The organism is Methylomonas koyamae, from assembly GCF_019669905.1.
GTDB lineage: Bacteria > Pseudomonadota > Gammaproteobacteria > Methylococcales > Methylomonadaceae > Methylomonas > Methylomonas koyamae.
The window spans coordinates 4,564,564-4,584,989 of the sequence record NZ_AP019777.1 but is presented as its reverse complement, the minus strand read 5'-3'; the positions used below and the strand labels follow the sequence as shown (position 1 = coordinate 4,584,989).

Here is a 20,426-nt window from a genome sequence, read left to right as displayed (position 1 = left end):
ATAGCGCTTTGCTTCCGTTAAGCCTGTACATTCATTTTCCGTGGTGCATCCGCAAATGCCCTTACTGCGACTTCAATTCCCACGCCGTTAAGGAACCGATTCCGGAGCAACTTTATATCGATGCCTTGCTGGCCGATTTGCGGTCGGACTTGAGTTTGCTGCCGACGCCGCGCCAAATCGGCAGTATTTTCATGGGCGGCGGCACCCCTAGCTTGTTTTCGCCGGATGCGCTAAGCCGTTTGTTTGCCGGGATAACACAGATGGTGGAGTTGGCAGCCGATTGCGAGATCACGCTGGAAGCGAATCCCGGAACTTTCGAGAGCGCCAAATTTGCCGAATTCCGCGCTTTGGGCATCAATCGCTTGTCCATCGGCATCCAGAGTTTTTCGGATCGGCATTTGCAAATCCTGGGGCGGGTGCATTCCGCCAATGAAGCCGTTGCGGCGGCGGAGATTGCAGTAAAGGCCGGATTCGACAACTTCAATCTGGATCTGATGTTCGGTTTGCCGGAACAAAGTCCCGAACAGATGCTGGCCGATGTGCAAACTGCGATCGATCTAGCGCCGACACATATCTCGTTCTACCAGTTGACGCTGGAGCCCAATACCTACTTCCATAAATTTCCGCCCAGCTTGCCGGATGGCGATGCCATATTCGCTGCGCAGAAACGTTGCCAGCAATTATTGGCCGGCCACGGCTTTCGTCAATATGAAGTTTCTGCTTACGCCAAATCCGGCCGGGAATCCCGGCATAACAAAAACTATTGGCAATTCGGCGATTACCTGGGTATCGGTGCCGGCGCCCACGGCAAAATCAGTCGGACTTTGCCGGGCGATATCGTGCGTACCGTCAAGCCGAAAAGCCCCGAGCACTATTTGCGCGGCGGATGGGCGGCAAAACCGGAGCCGATTCCGGTAGCACAATTGCCGTTGGAGTTTTTGATGAACCAATTGCGCTTGAAGGCCGGCTTCGATTTGGCGCAATTTCATGCCGCAACCGGTTTGGCGGAGTCCAGTCTGCAGCCCGGTTTGGCCATTTGCTTGGAGCAAGGCTTGTTGAGCCGGCAACAAACGCACTATACCTGCACCGAGCGGGGCTGGGATTTGTTGGATCTGGTCCTAGAAAAATTCATCGATTAGAGGGGCACGGTTATAATGAGCCCTATTTGATTTTGTAACATTCCCATCATGCTCGATTACCAGAAACAGTTCATTCAGTACGCCTTGGATTGCGGGGTGCTGAAGTTCGGCGAATTTCAATTAAAGTCGGGGCGGATCAGCCCTTACTTTTTCAATACCGGTTTGTTCAATACCGGCGCCCAACTCGACCGGTTGGGCCAGTTCTATGCGCAGACCTTGATTAATGCCGGCGTAGACGTGGATGTGCTGTACGGCCCGGCCTATAAGGGCATCCCGTTGGTCAGCACGACTTCGATCGCTTATTCCCGGTTGAAAGCCGACATCCCGTTCGCCTTTAACCGCAAGGAAGCTAAAGACCATGGCGAGGGCGGCACGCTGGTCGGTGCGCCGCTGCAAGGCAAGGTCTGGATTCTGGACGACGTGATCACCGCCGGCACGTCGGTGCGGGAATCGGTGGACATCATCGGCGGCGCCGGCGCGACCGTGGCCGGCGTGGTGATCGCGCTGGACCGCCAGGAAAAAGGCCAAAACGAGTTGTCGGCGGTGCAAGAAGTGTCGGCCCAATTCGGCATTCCGGTACTGGCGATTATCGGCCTGGCCGACATCATCGAGTTTATCGCTCAAGATCCGGCTTATGCCGACAAATTGCCGGTGATTCGCGCTTACCGCCAACAATACGGAATTTGAGCCGCGACGCGCGCTACCGGCTAATGCTTGTGGATTATTGGTCTACACTTAGCCGTTACTATTAGCCCCCATATTGAGTACAGTCAGCACAAAGGCGAGCCATGAGAAATCTGGAATTTAAAGAACAGTTGCACGAGTACACGCATTGGCGCGAACAACTGATTCAGGGCATCGAGATGTATCGCGACTGGCGCAATCGCTACCGCTTCAACGATCCGCAAAGTACCGATACCTTGCTCAATATTTTGCAGGGCTTGCATAACGACCGCGTGACGCTGGCCTTTGTCGCCGAGTTTTCCCGCGGCAAAACCGAGTTGATCAACTCGTTGTTTTTCGCCGAAACCGGCGTGCGTTTGCTGCCGTCCTCGCCGGGACGCACGACGATGTCGCCTACCGAATTGTTTTGGGACGAAAAAGGCGGCAGTTACATCCGTTTGTTGAATATCGAAAGCCGCTTGGAAGACATTTCGCTGATGGATTACAAGCGTAATCCGGATCGCTGGACCCAGATCGATTTGAATTGCGACTCGCCGACCCAGATGCAGGAAGCGTTCCGCGAGTTGATCGCGACGAAAAAGGTGTCCAAGGATATGGCCGACAAGCTCGGACTCTGGAACGAGCGCGAAGCCGCCGAGCAGGGCATCATCAATCCGGAATCCGTCGAAGTGCCATGCTGGCGCCACGCCATGATCAGTTTTCCGCATCCCTTGTTGAAAGAGGGTTTGTGTATTCTGGACACTCCGGGCCTTAATGCATTGGGTACCGAGCCGGAGTTGACCTTGAGCATGCTGCCCAGCGCCCAGGCCATCGTGTTCGTGCTGGCGGCCGATACCGGCGTGACCAAGAGCGATTTGGAAATGTGGAAAAGCCACGTCTGCGGTTCCCGAGGCAACCGCCGCCAAGGTTTGGCCGTGGTGATGAATAAGATCGACTCGATGTGGGACGACTTGGCCGGCGAAACCGGCTACGAAGCGGCGATCCAGAAGCAGATCGAAACCTCGGCGATGATTCTGAATCTGGAAAAAGAGGTGATCTTCCCGGTTTCGGCCAAGCAGGCGCTGCTGGCGAAAGTCAAAGGCGACGAGGCCTTGTTGGAAAAAAGCCGCTTGCGCCAGCTCGAGAATTACCTGTCCGAAGATATTTTGAACCAACGCCGCGATATTCTGAAAGGCGTGGTGGACAAGGAAATCGGTTTTTTAATCAGCGAGTCGGTCAAGCTGATGGAGGCCAAGATCAACCATGCCCAGAAGCAGTTGGAAGAATTCAAGCAAGTCGATTTCGAGAACCAGGAATTGACCGGCAAGTTGATGGCGGAAACCCGCGACCGGCAAAACGCCTATATGGCGAATATCGAAAACTTTCAGGCCAGCCGGAAAGTGTTTGCCGTGCAGGCGAAAATGCTGATCGATTCGTTCGCCAAGGAAAAAATCGACGAAATCATCCGCCGTACCAAGGAAGACATGAGCAAGAGCCTGACTACCTACGGCATGAAACAAAACATGCGCAAGTTGTTCGACGAATTGCGCGATTTATTGCAGGATTCGGTGGATTTGACCGAGGAAACCCGGCGCCTGATCAAGGCTATTCATAAGAAATTCCAGGACGAATACGGCTTCAAGGAAATCGAGCCGCAATTGTTCTCGATCAAACAGCACCAATTCGAGTTGGAGCAGATATTCGAGGAAGGCGAAGCCTTCCGCAATAGCGCCAGAACCACGATGACCGAACAAAGCATCGTGGTCAATAAGCTTTACAACACCTTGATCGCCAAGGCCCGCAACATTTTGCAACAGGCGCAACGCGACGCGGTAACCTGGAGCAACAGCGTATTGTCGCCGTTGATGCACCAGATCAAAGACCATAAACGGCAGATCGAAAGCCGGTTGATCATGTTGCGCAAGATCAACGAATCCAAAGGCGGCTTGGCGGAAAGTATCGCCCAGCTGGAAGCCGAACTGGGGCCGTTGCAAACCCAGTACCAGGAGTTGCTGGATATCATGAAATCGGTGCATTTGGAGCCGGCCGACTAGCCGGTTTTGTTTTTATGCCGGGTTTTGGCTCGGTTCTACGCGCAATTTCAACAAATCGTGAAAACGCCGCCAGTCGAATAGCGGGCCGGGGTCGGTCTTGCGCTGCGGGGCGATGTCGCTGTGGCCGGCTATCCTCTGGGCGGATAATCCGGGATAGGCCGCCAACAGGGCAGCAACCGCCTCGGCCAATTGCAGGTATTGTGCATCGGTATAGGCTTGCGTCACGGAGCCCTCCAATTCGATGCCGATCGAGAAATCGTTGCAGCGCTCGCGGCCCAGATAGTTGGAAACGCCGGCATGCCAAGCGCGGCGGTTGAACGGAACGTATTGGCGGATGCTGCCGTCGCGGCGGATCAGCAGGTGAGCCGACACCCGTAATTGGTGAATATCCCGGAAATAGGGATCGGCGTCGGGATCGAGCCGGTTACAGAACAGTTGGTCGATGCAAGGCCCGCCGAATTGTTCCGGCGGCAAGCTGATGCAATGGATTACCAACAGCGAGATGTCTTGCGGATTCGGCCTGTCATCGCAATTGGGCGACGGGACTTGGTGGGCCCGATCCAGGTAATGGTCTTGGATTTTCATCGTTCTCGCTCCGGTAATTGCGCCATTGTAACTCGGCCGGATAAGCCGCGGCCGGCCGGCTTTGTTTATAATGCTGTCACCGTTTCCGACAATCAACCGTGCCATGCAACCCAACCCCGCAGAGATAGACCGCTATTTAGCCGAAGATATCGGCGCCGGCGATTTAACCGCTAACATCATTCCCGAACAGATTCAAGCCAGCGCGACCGTTGTGACCCGAGAAGGCATGGTGTTGTGCGGCACGGCTTGGTTCGATGCCGTGTTCGAACGGCTCAACCTGCAAGTGGCGATAGAGTGGCAGTGCGGCGACGGCGATTGGCTGGCTGCCGAGGCGGTGTTGTGCCGTCTGAGCGGTCCGGCCAGGGCGTTGTTAACTGGGGAGCGCACAGCGCTGAATTTGCTGCAAACGCTGTCGGCGACAGCCAGCGTCGCCCGCGAATACGCGAACGCGGTGGCCGGTACTGGCTGTAAGGTGCTGGACACGCGTAAAACCTTGCCGGGATTGCGGTTGGCGCAAAAATACGCGGTACAGTGCGGCGGTTGTTTCAACCATCGGATCGGCTTGTTCGACGCCGTTTTGATCAAGGAAAACCATATCCTGGCTGCCGGCTCCATCGCCGACGCCGTGCGTGCCGCCAGGAGCCTGGCAAACGTGCCGGTGGAGGTGGAGGTCGAGAATCTGGAAGAATTCGAACAGGCCTTGGCGGCAAAACCCGATCGGGTGATGCTGGACAACTTCAGTCGTGCCGACTTGGTGAAAGCGGTGGGTCTTAATCGAGGCCGAGTCGAACTGGAGGCGTCCGGAAATATTACGCTGGACAACATTCGCAGCATTGCGGAGACCGGCGTGGATTTTATCTCGATCGGCGCGTTGACCAAAAATATCAAAGCTGTGGATTTGTCGATGCGCATCGATATGCGCATCGGCTGATCCAGTCTCGCGGGCGCGGTCAGTTGACCGCGTTCAGCATCTCGTTTTCGTAGAGCCGCAATTTTTTCCAGTTGGCGAATTTGCTGTCGTCGAATTCCGCGTCGTGGTCGATGGCGTGTTCGTAGCAACTGCGGAACAGGCGAGCGGTTCTGAAGGCATGCAATTCGTCGTCCGCGGTCACCGTTTCGACATTGCCGACCTGGAAGGTCTTGTTGCGCGACTTGCCGTCTTTGACCCAGAACACCGTGTAACAAAGATAGCTTTTGTCCTTGCGGTGATCGAATTTAATGGTTCTGGAAACGCCGGTTACGCCGGTAGTGGTTTTATTCTTCGGCGGTTTCAGAAAGCGGGTTTTACTGCCTTTCAGCACCACCAACATCTGGTCGCGCCAAGTAATGGCCGCCTTCAGCGATTTGGTTTTGCTGCCCCACAATTTGTGGGAAAAATAACGGCTGCTTTCTTTGCCGCGGCGGACGATGCGGACTTGAAAGCCGAATGCGTCGGGTTCAGTGATGTGTTTTACTTTTGCCATACGTCGTAAACCAGGTGTTTGACAACAGCCCGCATAGTCGGAATAACAATGTACGCAGACCGTCTGTTATTTATGTAAGCCGTGGATTACACGTTAGCGCGAAATTTACTGTCTTGCAAGCGGAAATTGCGGGGATTATTAGGCGATTACCAACTAATTTAGTGTAGAATAGGATTCAGCCTTCTCGCAGAGGCGGAAAAAATGTCTTAACCTTCTGTTTTATAAATAAATATGGAGAAAAATCGATGAGCGTTTTAGTAGGTAAGCAAGCCCCTGATTTTACAGTTCCTGCGGTGTTGGGCGATGGCCAAATTGTTGACTCTTTCAGCTTTTCTGAAGCGACACGCGGCAAATATGCGGTACTTTTCTTCTATCCGCTGGATTTTACTTTCGTTTGCCCCAGCGAATTGATCGCGTTGGACCACCGCATCGACGAATTCAAAAGCCGTGGCGTCGAAGTGATCGGCGTTTCCATCGATTCGCATTTCACTCACAACGCCTGGCGTAACACACCGGTCAACCAAGGCGGTATCGGCCCGGTCCGCTATACCCTGGCGGCAGACCTGAAACACACGATTGCCCAAGACTACGACGTAGAGTCCGAAGGCGGCGTAGCCTATCGCGGCAGCTTCCTGATCGACAAATCCGGCGTCGTGCGCCACCAAGTCGTCAACGATTTGCCGCTGGGCCGTAACTTCGACGAGATGTTGCGTATGGTCGATGCGCTGCAATTCCACGAAGAGCACGGCGAAGTCTGCCCGGCAGGTTGGAACAAAGGCGACGCCGGTATGAATGCCAACCCAGCGGGTGTGGCGGAATACCTGAGCAAAAATGCTGACAAACTGTAAGCATTAGCCGGCATCGGAAAGCAGGGCGTATCGTTTCGGCGATACGCCTTTTTTTTTGCCCGGCAAAATTTGCGGAGGCAGTAAACCATTGGCACAGGGCGGACCCAGCCGGAATATTGCCTGCCGGCCAAGCCAATGCTAAGGTGCCGCGAATGGCATGTGATTCGACTCGACCTTAAGCGGCAGATGGCGCAAATTACCGGAATACTACTGGCGGCGGGAGCGAGCCGGCGTTTTGGCGGCGATAAGCTCAGTTATAGACTCCCGAACGGTTCTGCGGTTGCCGAACAAGCTTGCCGCAATTTGGCCCAAGCGGTGGACAGGCTGGTGGCGGTCGTACGCCCCGGAGCCAACGGTGTGACCGCGATGCTGGAGGCGGCCGGAGCCCGGGTAATCGTCTGCGAAGACGCCGATAACGGGATGGGCGCCAGTTTGGCATGTGCGGTTGCGGCCAGCGCCGACGCCGAGGCGTGGTTGGTGGCGTTGGCGGATATGCCTTGGATTGCGCCGCAAACCATAGATTCGGTGGCGGCCGCATTGCGAAACGGAGCCGCCATCGCCGCACCCTGCCGGCAAGGCCGGCGCGGCCATCCGGTCGGGTTTGCCGGGCACTTGGCTGCCGATTTGCTCGATTTGCACGGCGATAACGGTGCGAAAAGCGTGATCGAGCGCTACCGACCGCAATTGCAATTGGTCGAAGTCGCCGATCCCGGTATTCTGCGCGATATCGATACTCCAGACGATCTAATCCAAACTTAAAAACTGCGTGATTCCCGACATACTCGATTTGCAACTTTCGTTGCGCGAACAACGCCAGCCTTACGTGTTGGCCACCGTTACCGAAATTTTGGGCTCGTCGTCGGCAAAGCCGGCGGCGAAAGCGTTGTTGGATCAAAATGGCAAGGTATTGGCCGGTTGGGTCGGTGGCGGCTGCGCTCAGTCCATGGTGGCCCGGGCCGGGCTGGACTGTCTGGAAACGGGAGAACCTTGCGTGATAGACATCGATTTGAACGATGAAGTGTTCGGCGCCGGCATGCCTTGCGGCGGCGCGATGCGGGTCTACGTGGAGCCGGTGGTGCCTAAGCCCCGGTTATGGCTGATGGGGCATGGCCGTATCGTCGAGAGCCTGTGCGAGTTTGGCTACCAGCTTGGTTTCGATGTGATCGTCGACGACCCGCAAGCGGCCGGCTCCCGCTTCCCGGCCGCCGCCAAGCTGATTACCGACGATGTCCGCTACCAGCAACTTCAGCCAGGCCCCGGCGATTTCGTTGTGATCGCTACCCACCATAAAGGCGATTACGATGCGCTGAGCCAAGCTTTGCATTCCGAAGCATGTTACGTCGCCCTGATTTCCAGCCGCAAAAGGGCAAAATTAGTGTTGGACCGACTGGCGGCCGAGGGTTTTTCCGAAGCTAAATTGGGGACGATCAGGGCACCGGCCGGTTTGGATTTGGCCGCAAAACTGCCCGAAGAAATCGCTCTGTCGATTATCAGCGAAATGGTCGCCGTGCGCCGCGGCGGTAGCGGTTTGCCGCTGAGCCGGCCGTCGGCGGCGGCCTGAGGCCGTCTTTACCGGCTGCCAACCGGCGTGTAACATCCACGGCCAATTCCGGCGCAGCCGCGATAGTTACCGCATCCAATAAACCAGGGGAGTGCCAGATGACCATACTCAACATCAACGGCAAACGCCGGAAAACCCAATTGCCCGCCGACACGCCGTTACTGTGGTTGTTACGCGACGAATTGGGCTTGACCGGTACCAAGTTCGGCTGCGGCATCGCCATGTGCGGAGCCTGCACCGTACATTTGGACGGCCAGCCCGCCCGCGCCTGCGTAACGCCGATTTCGGCTGCGGAAGGAAAATCCATCGTCACCATCGAAGCCATCGGCCAGGACGCTACCGGCAAGAAAGTTCAGGAAACCTGGCTGGAACTGTGCGTGCCGCAATGCGGCTACTGCCAGTCCGGCCAGATCATGGCCGCAACGGCGTTGTTGAAACAAAAGCCGCAACCCGACGATGCCGACATCGATAAAGCCATGAGCGGCAACATTTGCCGCTGCGGCACCTATCCGCGCATTCGGGCCGCGATCAAACAGGCGGCCGGTCAAGCGGAGGCGAAATCATGAAGCGGACGGCGCAACATAGCGAAAACCTCGGTCTCGGTCAGGCCGGCGCCAACGACCTAGAAATTGCCAACATCAGCCGCCGCGAATTTTTGAAGGATCTGGCGTTGACCGGTTTTGTGCTGGCCGTCGGTTTGCCGAATGTGCTGCGCGCCGACGAAGCCGCGGCTCCGTCTCAACCCGAGAAATTCGGTGCCGATGCGATGCCGCACGGCTGGGTCGACAATCCTTTGGTATTCGTCGCGATCGCCGCCGACGGTACCGTGACCATCGTTTGTCACCGCTCCGAAATGGGCCAGGGCATCCGCACCAGCCTGCCGATGGTGGTCGCCGACGAGATGGAAGCGGATTGGGAGCGGGTCAAGGTCGTGCAAGCGCCCGGCGATGAGGTGCGTTACGGCAACCAGGATACCGACGGTTCGCGTAGCACCCGCCACTTTTTTCAACCGATGCGCCGGGTTGGCGCTGCCGCCCGACTGATGCTGGAGACCGCCGCGGCCCGGCATTGGCGGGTGGCTGTCAGTGAAGTGCGGGCCGAACGGCATGCCGTGTTGCATATACCCAGCGGCCGCAAACTGGATTACGGCGTATTGGCCAAAGCCGCCGCGAAATTGCCGGTGCCGGCGCGCGATAGCCTGCGTTTGAAAAGCGCAGAGGAGTTTCGTTACGTCGGCAAGGGCAAGCAAGGCCTGTACGACGGTCGCGACATCGTAGCCGGCACGGCGCAATACGGTATCGACGTCCGCTTGAAAGATATGCTTTACGCCGTTGCGGCGCGGCCGCCGGTGTTGGGCGGCAAGGTGGCGAGTTACGATGCCAGCGCGGCATTGCGAGTACCGGGCGTGGTGAAAGTCGTCGAATTGCCGAGCAGCCCGCTGCCGGCCGACTTCAATCCGCTGGGCGGGATTGCGGTGATTGCCCGCAACACTTGGGCGGCGATTCAGGGACGTAAGGCCTTGAAGATCGAATGGGACCACGGTCCGCACGCCACTTACGATTCGGCGGCGTACAAGGCCGAATTGGAAGCCGCGGCGCGGGCGGCGGGCAAAGTGGTACGAAACGAAGGCGACGTCGATGCCGCTTTGCAAAGCGCGGCCAAACGCCTGGACGCCGAATATTACGCGCCGCATCTGGCTCAGGCGCCGATGGAGCCGCCGGCCGCGACGGTACGTATCGCCGACGGCACCTGCGAAGTCTGGACCTGCACCCAGGCGCCGCAACTGACCCGCGAGCGCGTCGCCAAATGGTTGAAATTGCCGGTGGAGAAGGTCACGGTGCACGTCACGCTGCTCGGCGGTGGGTTCGGCCGCAAGTCCAAGCCGGACTACGTGATCGAAGCGGCGCTGCTCTCTAAAGCGATGCGCGGCAAGCCGGTGAAGATGACCTGGACCCGTGAAGACGACTTGCGCCATTCTTATTTTCATACCGTGTCGTTGGAGCGGCTGGAAGCCGGCCTGGATGCCGCCGGTAAAGCCGTGGCCTGGTTGCACCGCACCGCGGCGCCGTCGATCTCGTCCACCTTCGGCCCCGACAGCAAGCAGCAGATGCCGGTGGAATTGGGGATGGGCGTGATCAACAATCCGTTCGCGATTGCGAACTTGCGGATCGAAAATCCGCCGGCCGCCGCCCATACCCGGATCGGCTGGTTTCGTTCGGTTTCCAATATTCCGCGCGCCTTTGCGATTCAATCGTTTGTCGCCGAACTGGCCGCTGCGGCCGGACGCGACCACCGCGATTTTTTGTTGGAGCTGATCGGCCCGGCTCGGAAAATCGATCCGCGCGAACTTAAAGACGTGTGGAACCAGGGCGAATCGCCGGTTTTGTATCCGCTGGATACCGGCCGCTTGCGCCGGGTGATCGACACCGCCACCCGCGAGGCCGGCTGGGGCCGCCAAGCCCAGGCCGGGCGCGGACTGGGCTTGGCGGCGCACTACAGCTTCGTCACCTATGTTGCCGTGGTGGTGGACGTTGCCGTCGATGCCGGCGGTAAACTCAGCATTCCGCGGGTCGACATCGCCGTCGATTGCGGGCCGCAAGTCAATCCCGAACGCATCCGCTCGCAATTGGAGGGAGCTTGCATCATGGGCGTCAGCTTGGCGACGCTGGGCGAGATCAGCTTCAAGGACGGCGCGGTGGTGCAGGACAATTTCCACAGCTACCAATTGACCCGGATCGACGATGCGCCGCGCGAAATTCGGGTGCATTTGTTGCCGTCGGCGGAATACGACGCACCGCTCGGCGGCGTCGGCGAGCCCGGCGTGCCGCCGATAGCGCCGGCTTTGTGCAATGCGATATTTGCCGCTACCGGCCAGCGTATTCGCCAGTTGCCGATTCGCGACCAGTTGCTGAAGGATTGAGGCGCTAGCGGTTGCGGTCGAGCTTGCGGTAACCGATTGCTTCGCTGAGGTGGGGAATTTCGATGGCCGGCGCGTCGGCCATGTCGGCGATGGTGCGCGCCAGTTTCAGGATGCGGTGGTAGGCGCGGTGCGACAGGCCGAATTTCTCCATGGCCTGTTCCAGCAATTGGTGGCCGGCGTCCGTCAGTTTGCATATGGTTTTGACTTCGGCGGCGGTCAGCGCCGCATTCGGTTTGCCGCTGCGGGCGGCGGCGATCTGTCGGGCCGCGACTACTCGGCGGCGGATGGTTTCGCTGCGTTCCTCGCCTGCCGCCGCGCCTTTGCGCAACATTTCCAATGACACTCTCGGCACTTCCAGATGCATATCGATCCGATCCAGCAACGGCCCGGAGACGCGTGCCCGGTAGCGGACGACTTGCTCCGAAGTGCAGCGGCAGCGGCCGGAAGCGTCGCCCAGATAGCCGCACGGGCAGGGATTCATCGCCGCGATCAGTTGGAATCGGGCCGGGAAATCGGCTTGGCGGTTGGCGCGGGAGATCGTGATATGGCCGGTTTCCAGCGGTTCGCGCAGAACTTCCAGCACCTTCCGGTCGAATTCGGGTAGTTCGTCCAAAAACAGCGCGCCGTTATGCGATAGCGAGATTTCGCCCGGTTTAGGATTGCTGCCGCCGCCAACCAAGGCTGCAGCCGAAGCGGTATGGTGCGGCGCCCGAAACGGCGGTTGCCGCCAGCGTTGGATATCCAAGCCGTGGTCGCTGATCGAGGCGATGGCGGCGGTTTCCTGGGCCTGTTGTTCGCTCAGTTCCGGCAAAATGGTCGGCAGCCGCGCCGCTAGCATGGATTTGCCGGTGCCGGGCGGACCCAGCATCAACAGATTATGTTGGCCGCTGGCGGCAATTTCCAATGCCCGCTTGACGTGGTACTGGCCGTGAACGTCGGCGAAGTCGACGTTGAAGGCCGCGGTCGCGCTATTTGGGTTCGGGATGGGCGGTTCGATCGGTTTGTGTCCGGACAAATGCGCGCAAACCTCCAGCAAATGCCCGGCCGGCAGTAATCCGGCATCTTTGATTAAAGCCGCCTCGGCGACGCAGCCAACTGGCAGAATCAGTTGCCTATGGGCGTTGCGGCAATGGATCGCCACCGGCAAGGCGCCGGGTATCGGCCGCAGTTCGCCGCCCAGCGACAGCTCGCCGATGCATTCGTAGTCGGCCAGCGCATTTTTCGGGATCTGGCCGGAAGCGGCCAAAATTCCCAGCGCAATCGCCAGATCGAAACGGCCGCCTTCCTTGGGCAAGTCGGCCGGCGCCAGATTGACCGTGATGCGCTGGATCGGAAATTCGAAATGCGAATTGACGATGGCGCCGCGCACCCTATCCTTACTTTCCTTCACCGCGGTTTCCGGCAGGCCGACCATATTCAGCGCCGGCAGGCCGTTGCTGACATGCACCTCCACCGTAACCAACGGCGCATCGATGCCGGACCGGCCCCGGCTGTAAACCACGGCCAGCGACATTACTTATTCTTGCAACAGGCGCTGTTCCAGTGCGGCGACGCGTGTTTCCAATTCTTCCAGGCGGGCGCGGGTTTTGGCCAACACGGCTTTTTGCACTTCGAACTCTTCGCGGCTGACCAGATCCAGTTTGGCCAAACCGCTTTGCAGCAAGGCATGGACGTTTTTTTCGACGTCGTCCTTCAGATGGGTCAGGCCGGGTGGAATGGCGCCGGCGATACGCTCGGCTAAGTTATCAATGGCTTTGGGATCGAACATGGTAATTACTCTCGGTCTATGAAGGGGTTGGGTGTCGGTAAGTGGTCTCGGCAAATCTTGTCGGTATCATCGCGGTCCAACGGTTGTTCGGTCAAGCCGCACTGGTAATGGTGCTGTTCCACTTGGAAATAATGGCAGGAACGGCATAAACCGAAACTTTTGGATTGGTTGACCTTTTGCAATAAGCCTAGCGCATTTTGCAAAGCCTCGCCGACGCTGTCCACTTCCTGGCGGCTGATGCGCGATTCGGCTTGCTTGAAGATGTCCAACGGTTTCAATTCGTCGATCAAGCGTTTGCCGGCGGCGGTCAGGGTTAAATGGAAGATGCGGCCGTCCAGCGTGTCGACCGATTTTTCCAGATACTGTTTGCGTTCCAGAACTTGGATGCTTTGCGACACGGTGCCCTTGGTCAGGCCCAGATATTCGGCAACCGCCGCGTGCGTGTTGCTGTAGCGATTGCAGCGGGCCAAGTATTCCAGGACCTGGCCGTGAACCGGTTGTAAGCCGATGGTTGCGTATTTTCGGCGTTCTTCGGAACGCAACAGTGCGCTGATCCGCTCGATCAGCTTGAAGGTTTCTAATTCGTGCATCGGCCCGATTTTAACACAGGCCGGCCGCATCGCCTCGAGCTGCGGCCGGCCTGTAGCGGATTATCGGGCTTAAATCAGTCGAGTGTATCCATCCGATCGCTCCAATTCAGGTTGTCGCGGACGAAATAGCGGTATTCGGACTGTTTCTGCAGGTTCAGCACGTACAGAGCCCGACCGATGCCGCGCCGGCGGTAGCCGCCGTTTTCCTTGTCGACGATTTGGTCGCGCCAGGCGCCGAAATTGACGTAGGTGAAGTTTTTGCGCGTCGGGCTGTCGATGTCGGCCTCGGCTTGCAGCGGGATATGGGTGTGTCCCTCGCCGTGGATTTGGAAGCCCTGTTTCAATAATGCTTCTTGAAAGGTCGGGAAAGCCAGTAAGTTTTTCAAACTGGCGCCGTCCTCGCTGTACACCGAGCTCGGCCGAATCTGTTCCAGCCAGTCCAGCACTTTCAGTACCCCGCGTACGAACTGTAGTTGAATGCGGTACATCAGGAAGGATTCGGTGAATTTCAACCAGTACCTGGCTAGCGTCAACCCCAGGCGTTGCGAGCTTGGCGCGCTGGCCAAGGTATAGTCCCAATTTAGCCAGTTTTTCAATGCCCGGAACAGCTGAATTTCGATGATGTCGCGAACTCTGGCGTTGGTCGAAGAGCGGCCGGTTTCGTGCAAAATCCGGCTTACCGCAGCCGAGCTGGGCCGGTAAAGATCCAATTCGTCCAAAATCCGGTTGATGCGGGTCAGATCCGGCGCAGTTGTATCGGTTGCGTTAAAGGCTTCAGCCAACTTGGTTTTGCTGCGCCAGATGAAGGTGGATAGCACGCCGGCCGCCACCGTGTCGCCGAAACAAGCTTCCGTGAACGGCCGGTAATTAAGCTTTTGCCAAGTTTTTACCGCCCAGCCGGCTTTGGTGTTCCAGCCCGGCAGACCGTCGGCGGCGGCGATGGCCAGGCAATTGGCCCGGTCGCGCCATTGGCCATGGGTGAGGAACAGCCGCAGGTCGGCGTCGCCCCAGTAAAACGGCAGCCACGGCACGCTGTCGGCTGCCTTGAAACGGTCGGCGTCGCCGAAATACATGTTGCCGATCCAGGCCCGATATTCGGGTTTCAGACTGGAAAGCGGCTGGCCCAAGCCGTCCTCGTAAAACCGCCGCAGAACCTCCGGATCGGCGAATATTTCCTTGTCGTGGTTGCCGAGCAATACCAGAACTTCTACCTTCGTAGCCGTAGTATCGGTATCGGTATCGGTATCGGTATCGGTATCGGTATCGGTATCGGTATCGGTATCGGTATCGGTCTTGAGCTTGGTCTTCTTGGTCTCGAGCAATTGCTTGGGAAGATCTTTCAGGTGGTAGAAAAATCCGCCCGACTGCTCGCCTTTTTTCGGCGGTCTGTCATGCAGGCACAGAATCCCGTCCATGATCTTGTGCAGGCATTGCTTGAATTTCTCCTTAAATTTGGGATCGTTGCGTTGCCACGGGTAAACCTCGGCTTCGGCCCAAACCGAGGTGCGGATCATATCCACCACGTCGCCGTCCAATACCAGCGTCAATTGGTCTATATGCTGCGTATCGCAAGTGTTGGCCAAGTCCGCGAAAAAATCGGCCCAGACCGTTTCTTCGGCGCTTTGGGTGCCGACCGTGCCGTCGGTGAAATGCACGTCGCTGATCACGACGCAGAGTCGATTCAGCATGTCGCCGGAACCGGCCGTCGCCGGTTGTAGCGTAGCCAGCGTCAATTGCAGGTCTTCTTCAGTGATTGCCATCGTCGTTTTCCTCAATTCCGGTGTTTATTCAAAAATTCTACAAAGCGCGGGAACACGTCTTGTGCGGCGTTTTTGCCCATGATGACGTCGGCGTGGCCGTAATCCGGAATCACGGCCAGTTCGTGGCGGCCGGGCGCGATTTTTTCCAGGCGCTGGTGGCAAACGATGTTGGAGTCGCGGAACAAGGCGTTGTCCTGGCCGGCAACCAACAGGCAAGGGGTTTGAATGTCGGCGGCGTCGGCCAGATAGTTGTCGGGCAGGCTGCGGTAGCGCGGTTCGTTGGGCAAATATTTGACGGCAGTGTTGCCGGCGTTGACCATCTTCAACACGTGGCGGTAGTAATTGACGGCGCTGCCGCCGAACAAGTCGCCGCAGCGGCGGTGGGTGACGTCGTGCAGATTTTCGTGTTTGTACAGCACCGGAAAACCCCAGCCCCACATAAAGCTGAGCATGTGGCATTCCGGCGAATCGCATTCGTGGTGGAAGGCGGAGATTGCCATTGCCAGCAATTTGCCGGCGCCGAAGCCGGGATCGCGCCGCCAATGCGGATTCAAATAGTCCACGCCCAAAATGTAATCGGCGGCCAACGGTCCCAGATACAGTTTGATTTTGGCTGGCAGCGGTACGCACGGCGTCAACGATACGCCGTTGGCGATCAGGCTGCGGATGCCGGTTACGGCCTTGCCGAACAGGCTCATGCTGAACGCCAGCGCGCCGAAGCAATGGCTGATCACGTGTATCCGCGCATCCGGCCCTACCGCTTGGCGCACGGTCGAGATCGCCGCCGGCATGTCGTACAACGCCAGGTCGTCGACGTTGTAACGGTGGCGTTGCAGATTGTACGAATAGCGGTTGCTGATCCGGCCGTCCAGGGTCCAGACGTCGGTAAAGCCTTGATCCAGCAGGTAGCTGGTCAGGTTGTAATGTTCCGGCATGATGAACATGTCGCTGGCGGCGGTCAGGCCCGGAATCAGCACCACCACATCTTTGCTCGGCGCCCGTTGGAAACGTAGCAGGCTCAAGCCGAGCCGGTCGGCGGTCGTAAAGGGATGGGTCGAAACTTCGGCGTCCTTGACGCCTTCCAGCGTATACAGCGGAATTTCGCGGACGAAGGCGCCCATTTTCGGCGTCAGCGCCGGTTTGTAGGTTTCCCATAACGCACCGAGGAAAAAGCCGCCGAAGCGTTCCACGGCGTGCAGCCGGTCGGCCACGCTGTCGCCGCTGGCGTGGATTGTAGTCAGTTGTTTGGCGAAGTCCATGACCTCGATGTGCAGAATGCCGGTGGCGTAAACCTTGGCCTTGGCTTCCTGTTCGGCTTCGACATGGCCTTTGAACAAATTGGTGAACAAGGTCGTGGTGTCGGCCCATAAATCGGGACCGACGTTGTTCTGGATTTGCTTGGCGCCGCTCAGCGTCAGTTTCTGGCCGTTGTCGTCGGTAAAGAACAGCCGGTACAGCATTTGTTTACGGTTGGCGTCGGCGCTGTCGACGAACAGGTTGAACACGCCTTGGTCGACAGTGCGCCGGCCGCCGACCAGGTCGCCTTCGACCCAGCCGATCGCGGCGGCCTGATGGCGGTCGTTGTTCAAAAACGTATCGAGGTCGTCGCTCTGGATCGTTAAATGAAACATGAAGTAATGGCCGTCGGTTTTGCCTTGGTCGTAACCGTCCTGAAATGCGGTTTGGCCCGGGCTGAGATAGCCTTTCATCTCTTCGGTGAATTCGAACGAAGTTTTTGCTGTGGTATCGGTCATGTCTGTGTCCTCTGGCTGTGGGGCTATACGCCCAGGCTGGCGTCGGGTGCGATGCCGGTGATGCCTTCGGCAATCCATTCGGCGGTAGCGGAAATCGTGGCGATCGGGTTGGCGCCGACTGCGCTGGGCAGGATGGAGCCGTCGGCTATGTATAGGCCCTGGTAACCGAAGGCTTGGCCGCGGCTTTGCGGATCGGCGGAAACCACGCCTTTTTCCGCCGAGTCGGCCAAAATGCAGCCGCCGAGCGGATGGACCGTAACGTTATGCTTGACCGGCAGTTCCCAAGTCGGAAGCGGCAGAAACAGTTTGCCTTTAATGAAGGCGTTGAAGCGTTTGCCGGCCTCTAAAATGGCTTGGTAAAGCGGCATGCTAGTGTCTTGCGGCCAGTCCAGGTCGATGCGGCCTTCCGCGTTCAACGTCAAGCTGCCGTCGCCGTTGTCCAGGCCCATGCAGAGCAATACCCCGCTTTTCGAAGACAAGTCGTCTTTCAATATTTCGTGCAGCGAAAAACCCAACGAACCGTTCCAGACGCCGCTGGCCAGATATTTCTTCAACCAGGCGATCAAGGCCTTAACCGCTCGGACCAGTTTACGCAGCAGGCTGGTCGGGAAGGCGCCTTCGATATACCAGGCCAGTGTGGCCGGATACGAGGCGTCTTCCAATATGAAGGCGCGGTTGCGCTGGAAGCGGTCGAACAGGTGGTAATCGGTGTATTGGGTGATGACCGGGCCGTAGTTCGGATCGGCTTCTTTTTTGCCTTCGATCGCGAATGACAGAAAATCGCCGTTGCCGGAAAACCAACGGCCCAGTTGCGCGCTTAATTTGGGTAAGGTGCCGAATACGTCGCGGCAGCGTAGCAGCAGTTCGTTGCTGCCGAAGGTACCGGCCGACACGACCACGCGCCGTGCGGTGAAGCTGTGCACAGTGTCGGATTCCAGGTCACGGAATTCGACCCGGTAGCCGTATTCGCCGCCGGCTTGCGGATCGTCGCTGCCGGCGGCGCCGAGCGGGACGATTTTTTCGGCTTGGCAGTCTGTGCGGATTTGGCCGCCGTGGCTGTGTTCGCCCGCATACAGGTAGTTCAGGTCCAGCGTGTTTTTGGAATGGGTGTTGCAGCCGATGTCGCACTCGCCGCAGTAGGTACAGGAGGTTTGGGTGGCGCCATAGCGGTTTTTCTCCTGAAGGCCGATGGCCAGCGGTTGCTCCCGGCCGTTGTAGCTGTAATCGTTGCCGAAAAATACGCAAATGTCGGCCAGCTTACTGGTGCGGTTATCGTGGGCGGCGAACTCCTGAAACAATTCGGTACGGACGATTTTGCGGCGCGGGTCGGTTTGCCATGGCGGGACCGGCCGGGCGCCGAGCACTTGCTTGGCGATTTGGTAGTAAGGTTGCAATGCGGCTTTGTCTATGCCCGCCGGCCAGCCTTGTTCGAAGACGTGCGCCGGAGGCTCCAGAAACACGTTGGCATAAATCAGCGAGCCGCCGCCCAGGCCGGCCGAAATCACGGCGTCCATTTTTTTGTAGTTGCGGATGTCGAACAGGCCGCGCAACTTCTTATCCTGAATGTGCTTGGGCCGCTTTACCGCGTTGCCGTCGATGCTCCAAAAGCTGTCGGCAATCTGTTTCGGCGAACGGGCGAATGACGCCATCGGATAGCGCCGGCCGCGTTCCAGCAGCAAGACTTTATTGCCCCATTTCTGGGCCAGGCGGCAAAAGTTGATGGAGCCGCCGAAGCCGCTGCCTATGACGATGGCTTCGTAATCTAAATTCGGACCGGCCATTGATACCTCCTCGGGAAAGATTTTTATTATTATTGGAACGGGCCGAGCTCGCCTGTTAACTAATTAACTTGCAAAAAGCCCAATATTACAAAGCCTTGCACAATGGTCAGCCGACTCGGTCGGGCCAGTATAGACCAATTGGCAATTGACTTCGATGGTTAACTATGGAGCCCGTCGGCGCCGATTCCGGCCGGCGGCGCTATACTGCAGGCACGAATAGCAATCCGTCAGGAGCAAGGTATGAAAAAGATAGTGGTGGACAATCCGGTAGTGGAAATCGACGGCGACGAGATGACCAGGATTATCTGGCGTTTCATCAAGGACAAATTGATCCTGCCTTACCTGGAATTGCCGATCGAATATTACGATTTGGGCATCGAACAGCGCGATGCTACCGACGATCAAATCACGATAGATGCTGCTCACGCGATTAAAAAACACGGCGTCGGCATCAAATGCGCGACGATTACGCCGGACGAAGCCAGAGTCAAAGAGTTCGGGTTGAAGAAGATGTACAAATCGCCGAACGGTACGATCCGCAACATCCTGGACGGTACCGTGTTTCGCGAACCGATCATCTGCAAAAACGTACCGCGCTTGGTGCCGAACTGGACTCAGCCGATTTGTATTGGCCGCCATGCCTTCGGCGACCAATACCGCGCCACCGACTTCGTTACCAAGGGCAAAGGCAAATTAACCATTACCTTCAAACCGGACGACGGCGGGCCGGAGCAAAGCCACGAGGTGTACCATTTCGCAGGCGACGGTGTGGCGCTGGCAATGTACAACACCGACGAATCCATTGCCGGTTTCGCCCGCAGTTGCTTTAACGTCGCGTTGGACCGGGGCTGGCCGCTGTACCTGTCCACCAAAAACACCATCCTGAAAAAATACGACGGCCGCTTCAAGGATATTTTCGAGGACATATACCAAGCGGAATATAAAGGCCGGTTCGCTGCCAAAGGCATCGTTTACGAACATAAATTGATAGACGACATGGTGGCGTCGGCCTTGAAATGGAGCGGCGCCTTCGTTTGGGCCTGCAAGAATTACGACGGCGACGTGCAATCGGATACCGTCGCCCAAGGTTTCGGTTCGTTGGGGCTGATGACATCGACGCTAGTGACGCCGGACGGCAGGACCATGGAAGCTGAAGCCGCGCACGGTACCGTCACTCGCCATTACCGGATGCACCAGCAAGGCAAGCAGACCTCGACCAATCCGATTGCGTCGATCTTCGCCTGGACCCGCGGTCTGGCGTTCCGCGGCAAGTTGGACGGCAATTCGGAGTTGATCGATTTTTGCCAAACGCTGGAGCAAGTCTGCGTCGATACTGTCGAAGCCGGACTGATGACCAAGGATCTGGCGGTATGCATCCACGGCGATGCGGTCGACGAATCGCAATATTTATCCACCGAGGCTTTTTTGGCGGCATTGCAAGCGAATTTGGAACGTAATTTGGCGCTGTAACCGGCTTCCGATTCGGCTGCTCAGGGTTTTCGATCGGACGGCCGAATCGGCGAAAAAAAATCTTTTCGGC

At 57.7% G+C, this 20,426-nt stretch carries 18 protein-coding genes; 10 read left to right on the top strand and 8 right to left on the bottom strand.

Annotated features, from left to right (window positions below; genetic code table 11):
* The first annotated feature begins 8 nt into the window (after positions 1–8).
* From hemW to MKFW12EY_RS20635, 3 genes are all read left to right on the top strand, one after another.
* On the top strand, positions 9–1,139 hold the full coding sequence (hemW, locus tag MKFW12EY_RS20645) for a radical SAM family heme chaperone HemW (protein WP_221053681.1): 1,131 nt from the start codon (positions 9–11) through the stop codon (positions 1,137–1,139).
* Positions 1,140–1,187: 48 nt separating this feature from the next.
* Positions 1,188–1,826, top strand: a complete 639-nt coding sequence (gene pyrE, locus MKFW12EY_RS20640) for an orotate phosphoribosyltransferase (protein ID WP_054763202.1) — start codon at positions 1,188–1,190, stop codon at positions 1,824–1,826.
* Between the two features lie 101 nt (positions 1,827–1,927).
* Positions 1,928–3,856: a dynamin family protein gene (locus tag MKFW12EY_RS20635; RefSeq protein ID WP_064023083.1), complete on the top strand. Its 1,929-nt coding sequence runs from the start codon at positions 1,928–1,930 to the stop codon at positions 3,854–3,856.
* Between the two features lie 12 nt (positions 3,857–3,868).
* On the opposite strand, the gene ampD is transcribed toward MKFW12EY_RS20635, so the two are convergent.
* Complete coding sequence (ampD, locus tag MKFW12EY_RS20630) at positions 3,869–4,441, bottom strand: 1,6-anhydro-N-acetylmuramyl-L-alanine amidase AmpD (protein WP_221053680.1); 573 nt, start codon at positions 4,439–4,441, stop codon at positions 3,869–3,871.
* A 103-nt stretch (positions 4,442–4,544) separates the two neighbouring features.
* On the opposite strand from ampD, the gene nadC reads away from it, so the two are divergent.
* Positions 4,545–5,372, top strand: coding sequence for a carboxylating nicotinate-nucleotide diphosphorylase (gene nadC / locus MKFW12EY_RS20625; protein WP_221053679.1), 828 nt, complete (start codon positions 4,545–4,547; stop codon positions 5,370–5,372).
* Between the two features lie 19 nt (positions 5,373–5,391).
* On the opposite strand, the gene MKFW12EY_RS20620 is transcribed toward nadC, so the two are convergent.
* A complete protein-coding gene (locus MKFW12EY_RS20620; RefSeq protein WP_054763203.1) occupies positions 5,392–5,904 on the bottom strand; it encodes a hypothetical protein in 513 nt (170 codons plus the stop codon).
* Between the two features lie 245 nt (positions 5,905–6,149).
* On the opposite strand from MKFW12EY_RS20620, the gene MKFW12EY_RS20615 reads away from it, so the two are divergent.
* The 5 genes from MKFW12EY_RS20615 (at position 6,150) to MKFW12EY_RS20595 (ending at position 11,233) form a co-directional block, all read left to right on the top strand.
* Positions 6,150–6,752 carry a peroxiredoxin gene (locus MKFW12EY_RS20615; RefSeq protein ID WP_054763204.1) on the top strand — a complete coding sequence of 201 codons (603 nt, stop codon included), beginning with the start codon at positions 6,150–6,152 and terminating at the stop codon, positions 6,750–6,752.
* Between the two features lie 135 nt (positions 6,753–6,887).
* Entirely contained in the window at positions 6,888–7,511 is a 624-nt protein-coding gene (locus MKFW12EY_RS20610; RefSeq protein WP_342394025.1) for a nucleotidyltransferase family protein, read from the top strand.
* A gap of 7 nt (positions 7,512–7,518) precedes the next feature.
* A complete protein-coding gene (locus MKFW12EY_RS20605; RefSeq protein ID WP_221053677.1) occupies positions 7,519–8,313 on the top strand; it encodes an XdhC family protein in 795 nt (264 codons plus the stop codon).
* A gap of 98 nt (positions 8,314–8,411) precedes the next feature.
* Complete coding sequence (locus MKFW12EY_RS20600) at positions 8,412–8,879, top strand: (2Fe-2S)-binding protein (protein WP_054763734.1); 468 nt, start codon at positions 8,412–8,414, stop codon at positions 8,877–8,879.
* The gene (locus MKFW12EY_RS20595) at positions 8,876–11,233 is read left to right on the top strand and encodes a xanthine dehydrogenase family protein molybdopterin-binding subunit (RefSeq protein ID WP_221053676.1); all 2,358 of its coding nucleotides are present in this window, start codon (positions 8,876–8,878) and stop codon (positions 11,231–11,233) included. The genes MKFW12EY_RS20600 and MKFW12EY_RS20595 overlap by 4 nt, the downstream gene beginning before the upstream one ends.
* Positions 11,234–11,237: 4 nt before the next feature.
* On the opposite strand, the gene MKFW12EY_RS20590 is transcribed toward MKFW12EY_RS20595, so the two are convergent.
* From MKFW12EY_RS20590 to MKFW12EY_RS20565, 6 genes are all read right to left on the bottom strand, one after another.
* A complete protein-coding gene (locus tag MKFW12EY_RS20590) occupies positions 11,238–12,746 on the bottom strand; it encodes a YifB family Mg chelatase-like AAA ATPase (RefSeq protein ID WP_054758872.1) in 1,509 nt (502 codons plus the stop codon).
* Positions 12,747–12,749: 3 nt separating this feature from the next.
* Positions 12,750–13,001 (bottom strand): ubiquinone biosynthesis accessory factor UbiK, encoded by a 252-nt coding sequence (ubiK, locus tag MKFW12EY_RS20585; RefSeq protein WP_054758874.1) that lies wholly within the window; start codon positions 12,999–13,001, stop codon positions 12,750–12,752.
* A 5-nt stretch (positions 13,002–13,006) separates the two neighbouring features.
* Complete coding sequence (locus MKFW12EY_RS20580) at positions 13,007–13,591, bottom strand: MarR family winged helix-turn-helix transcriptional regulator (RefSeq protein ID WP_054758954.1); 585 nt, start codon at positions 13,589–13,591, stop codon at positions 13,007–13,009.
* Between the two features lie 74 nt (positions 13,592–13,665).
* Positions 13,666–15,351, bottom strand: a complete 1,686-nt coding sequence (locus tag MKFW12EY_RS20575) for a hypothetical protein (RefSeq protein ID WP_221053675.1) — start codon at positions 15,349–15,351, stop codon at positions 13,666–13,668.
* An 11-nt stretch (positions 15,352–15,362) separates the two neighbouring features.
* Positions 15,363–17,105, bottom strand: coding sequence for an alpha/beta fold hydrolase (locus tag MKFW12EY_RS20570; RefSeq protein WP_054758878.1), 1,743 nt, complete (start codon positions 17,103–17,105; stop codon positions 15,363–15,365).
* Positions 17,106–17,128: 23 nt separating this feature from the next.
* On the bottom strand, positions 17,129–18,886 hold the full coding sequence (locus tag MKFW12EY_RS20565; protein WP_221053674.1) for a GMC family oxidoreductase N-terminal domain-containing protein: 1,758 nt from the start codon (positions 18,884–18,886) through the stop codon (positions 17,129–17,131).
* Between the two features lie 240 nt (positions 18,887–19,126).
* On the opposite strand from MKFW12EY_RS20565, the gene MKFW12EY_RS20560 reads away from it, so the two are divergent.
* Positions 19,127–20,356, top strand: a complete 1,230-nt coding sequence (locus MKFW12EY_RS20560) for an NADP-dependent isocitrate dehydrogenase (protein WP_221053673.1) — start codon at positions 19,127–19,129, stop codon at positions 20,354–20,356.
* Positions 20,357–20,426: the final 70 nt, after the last annotated feature.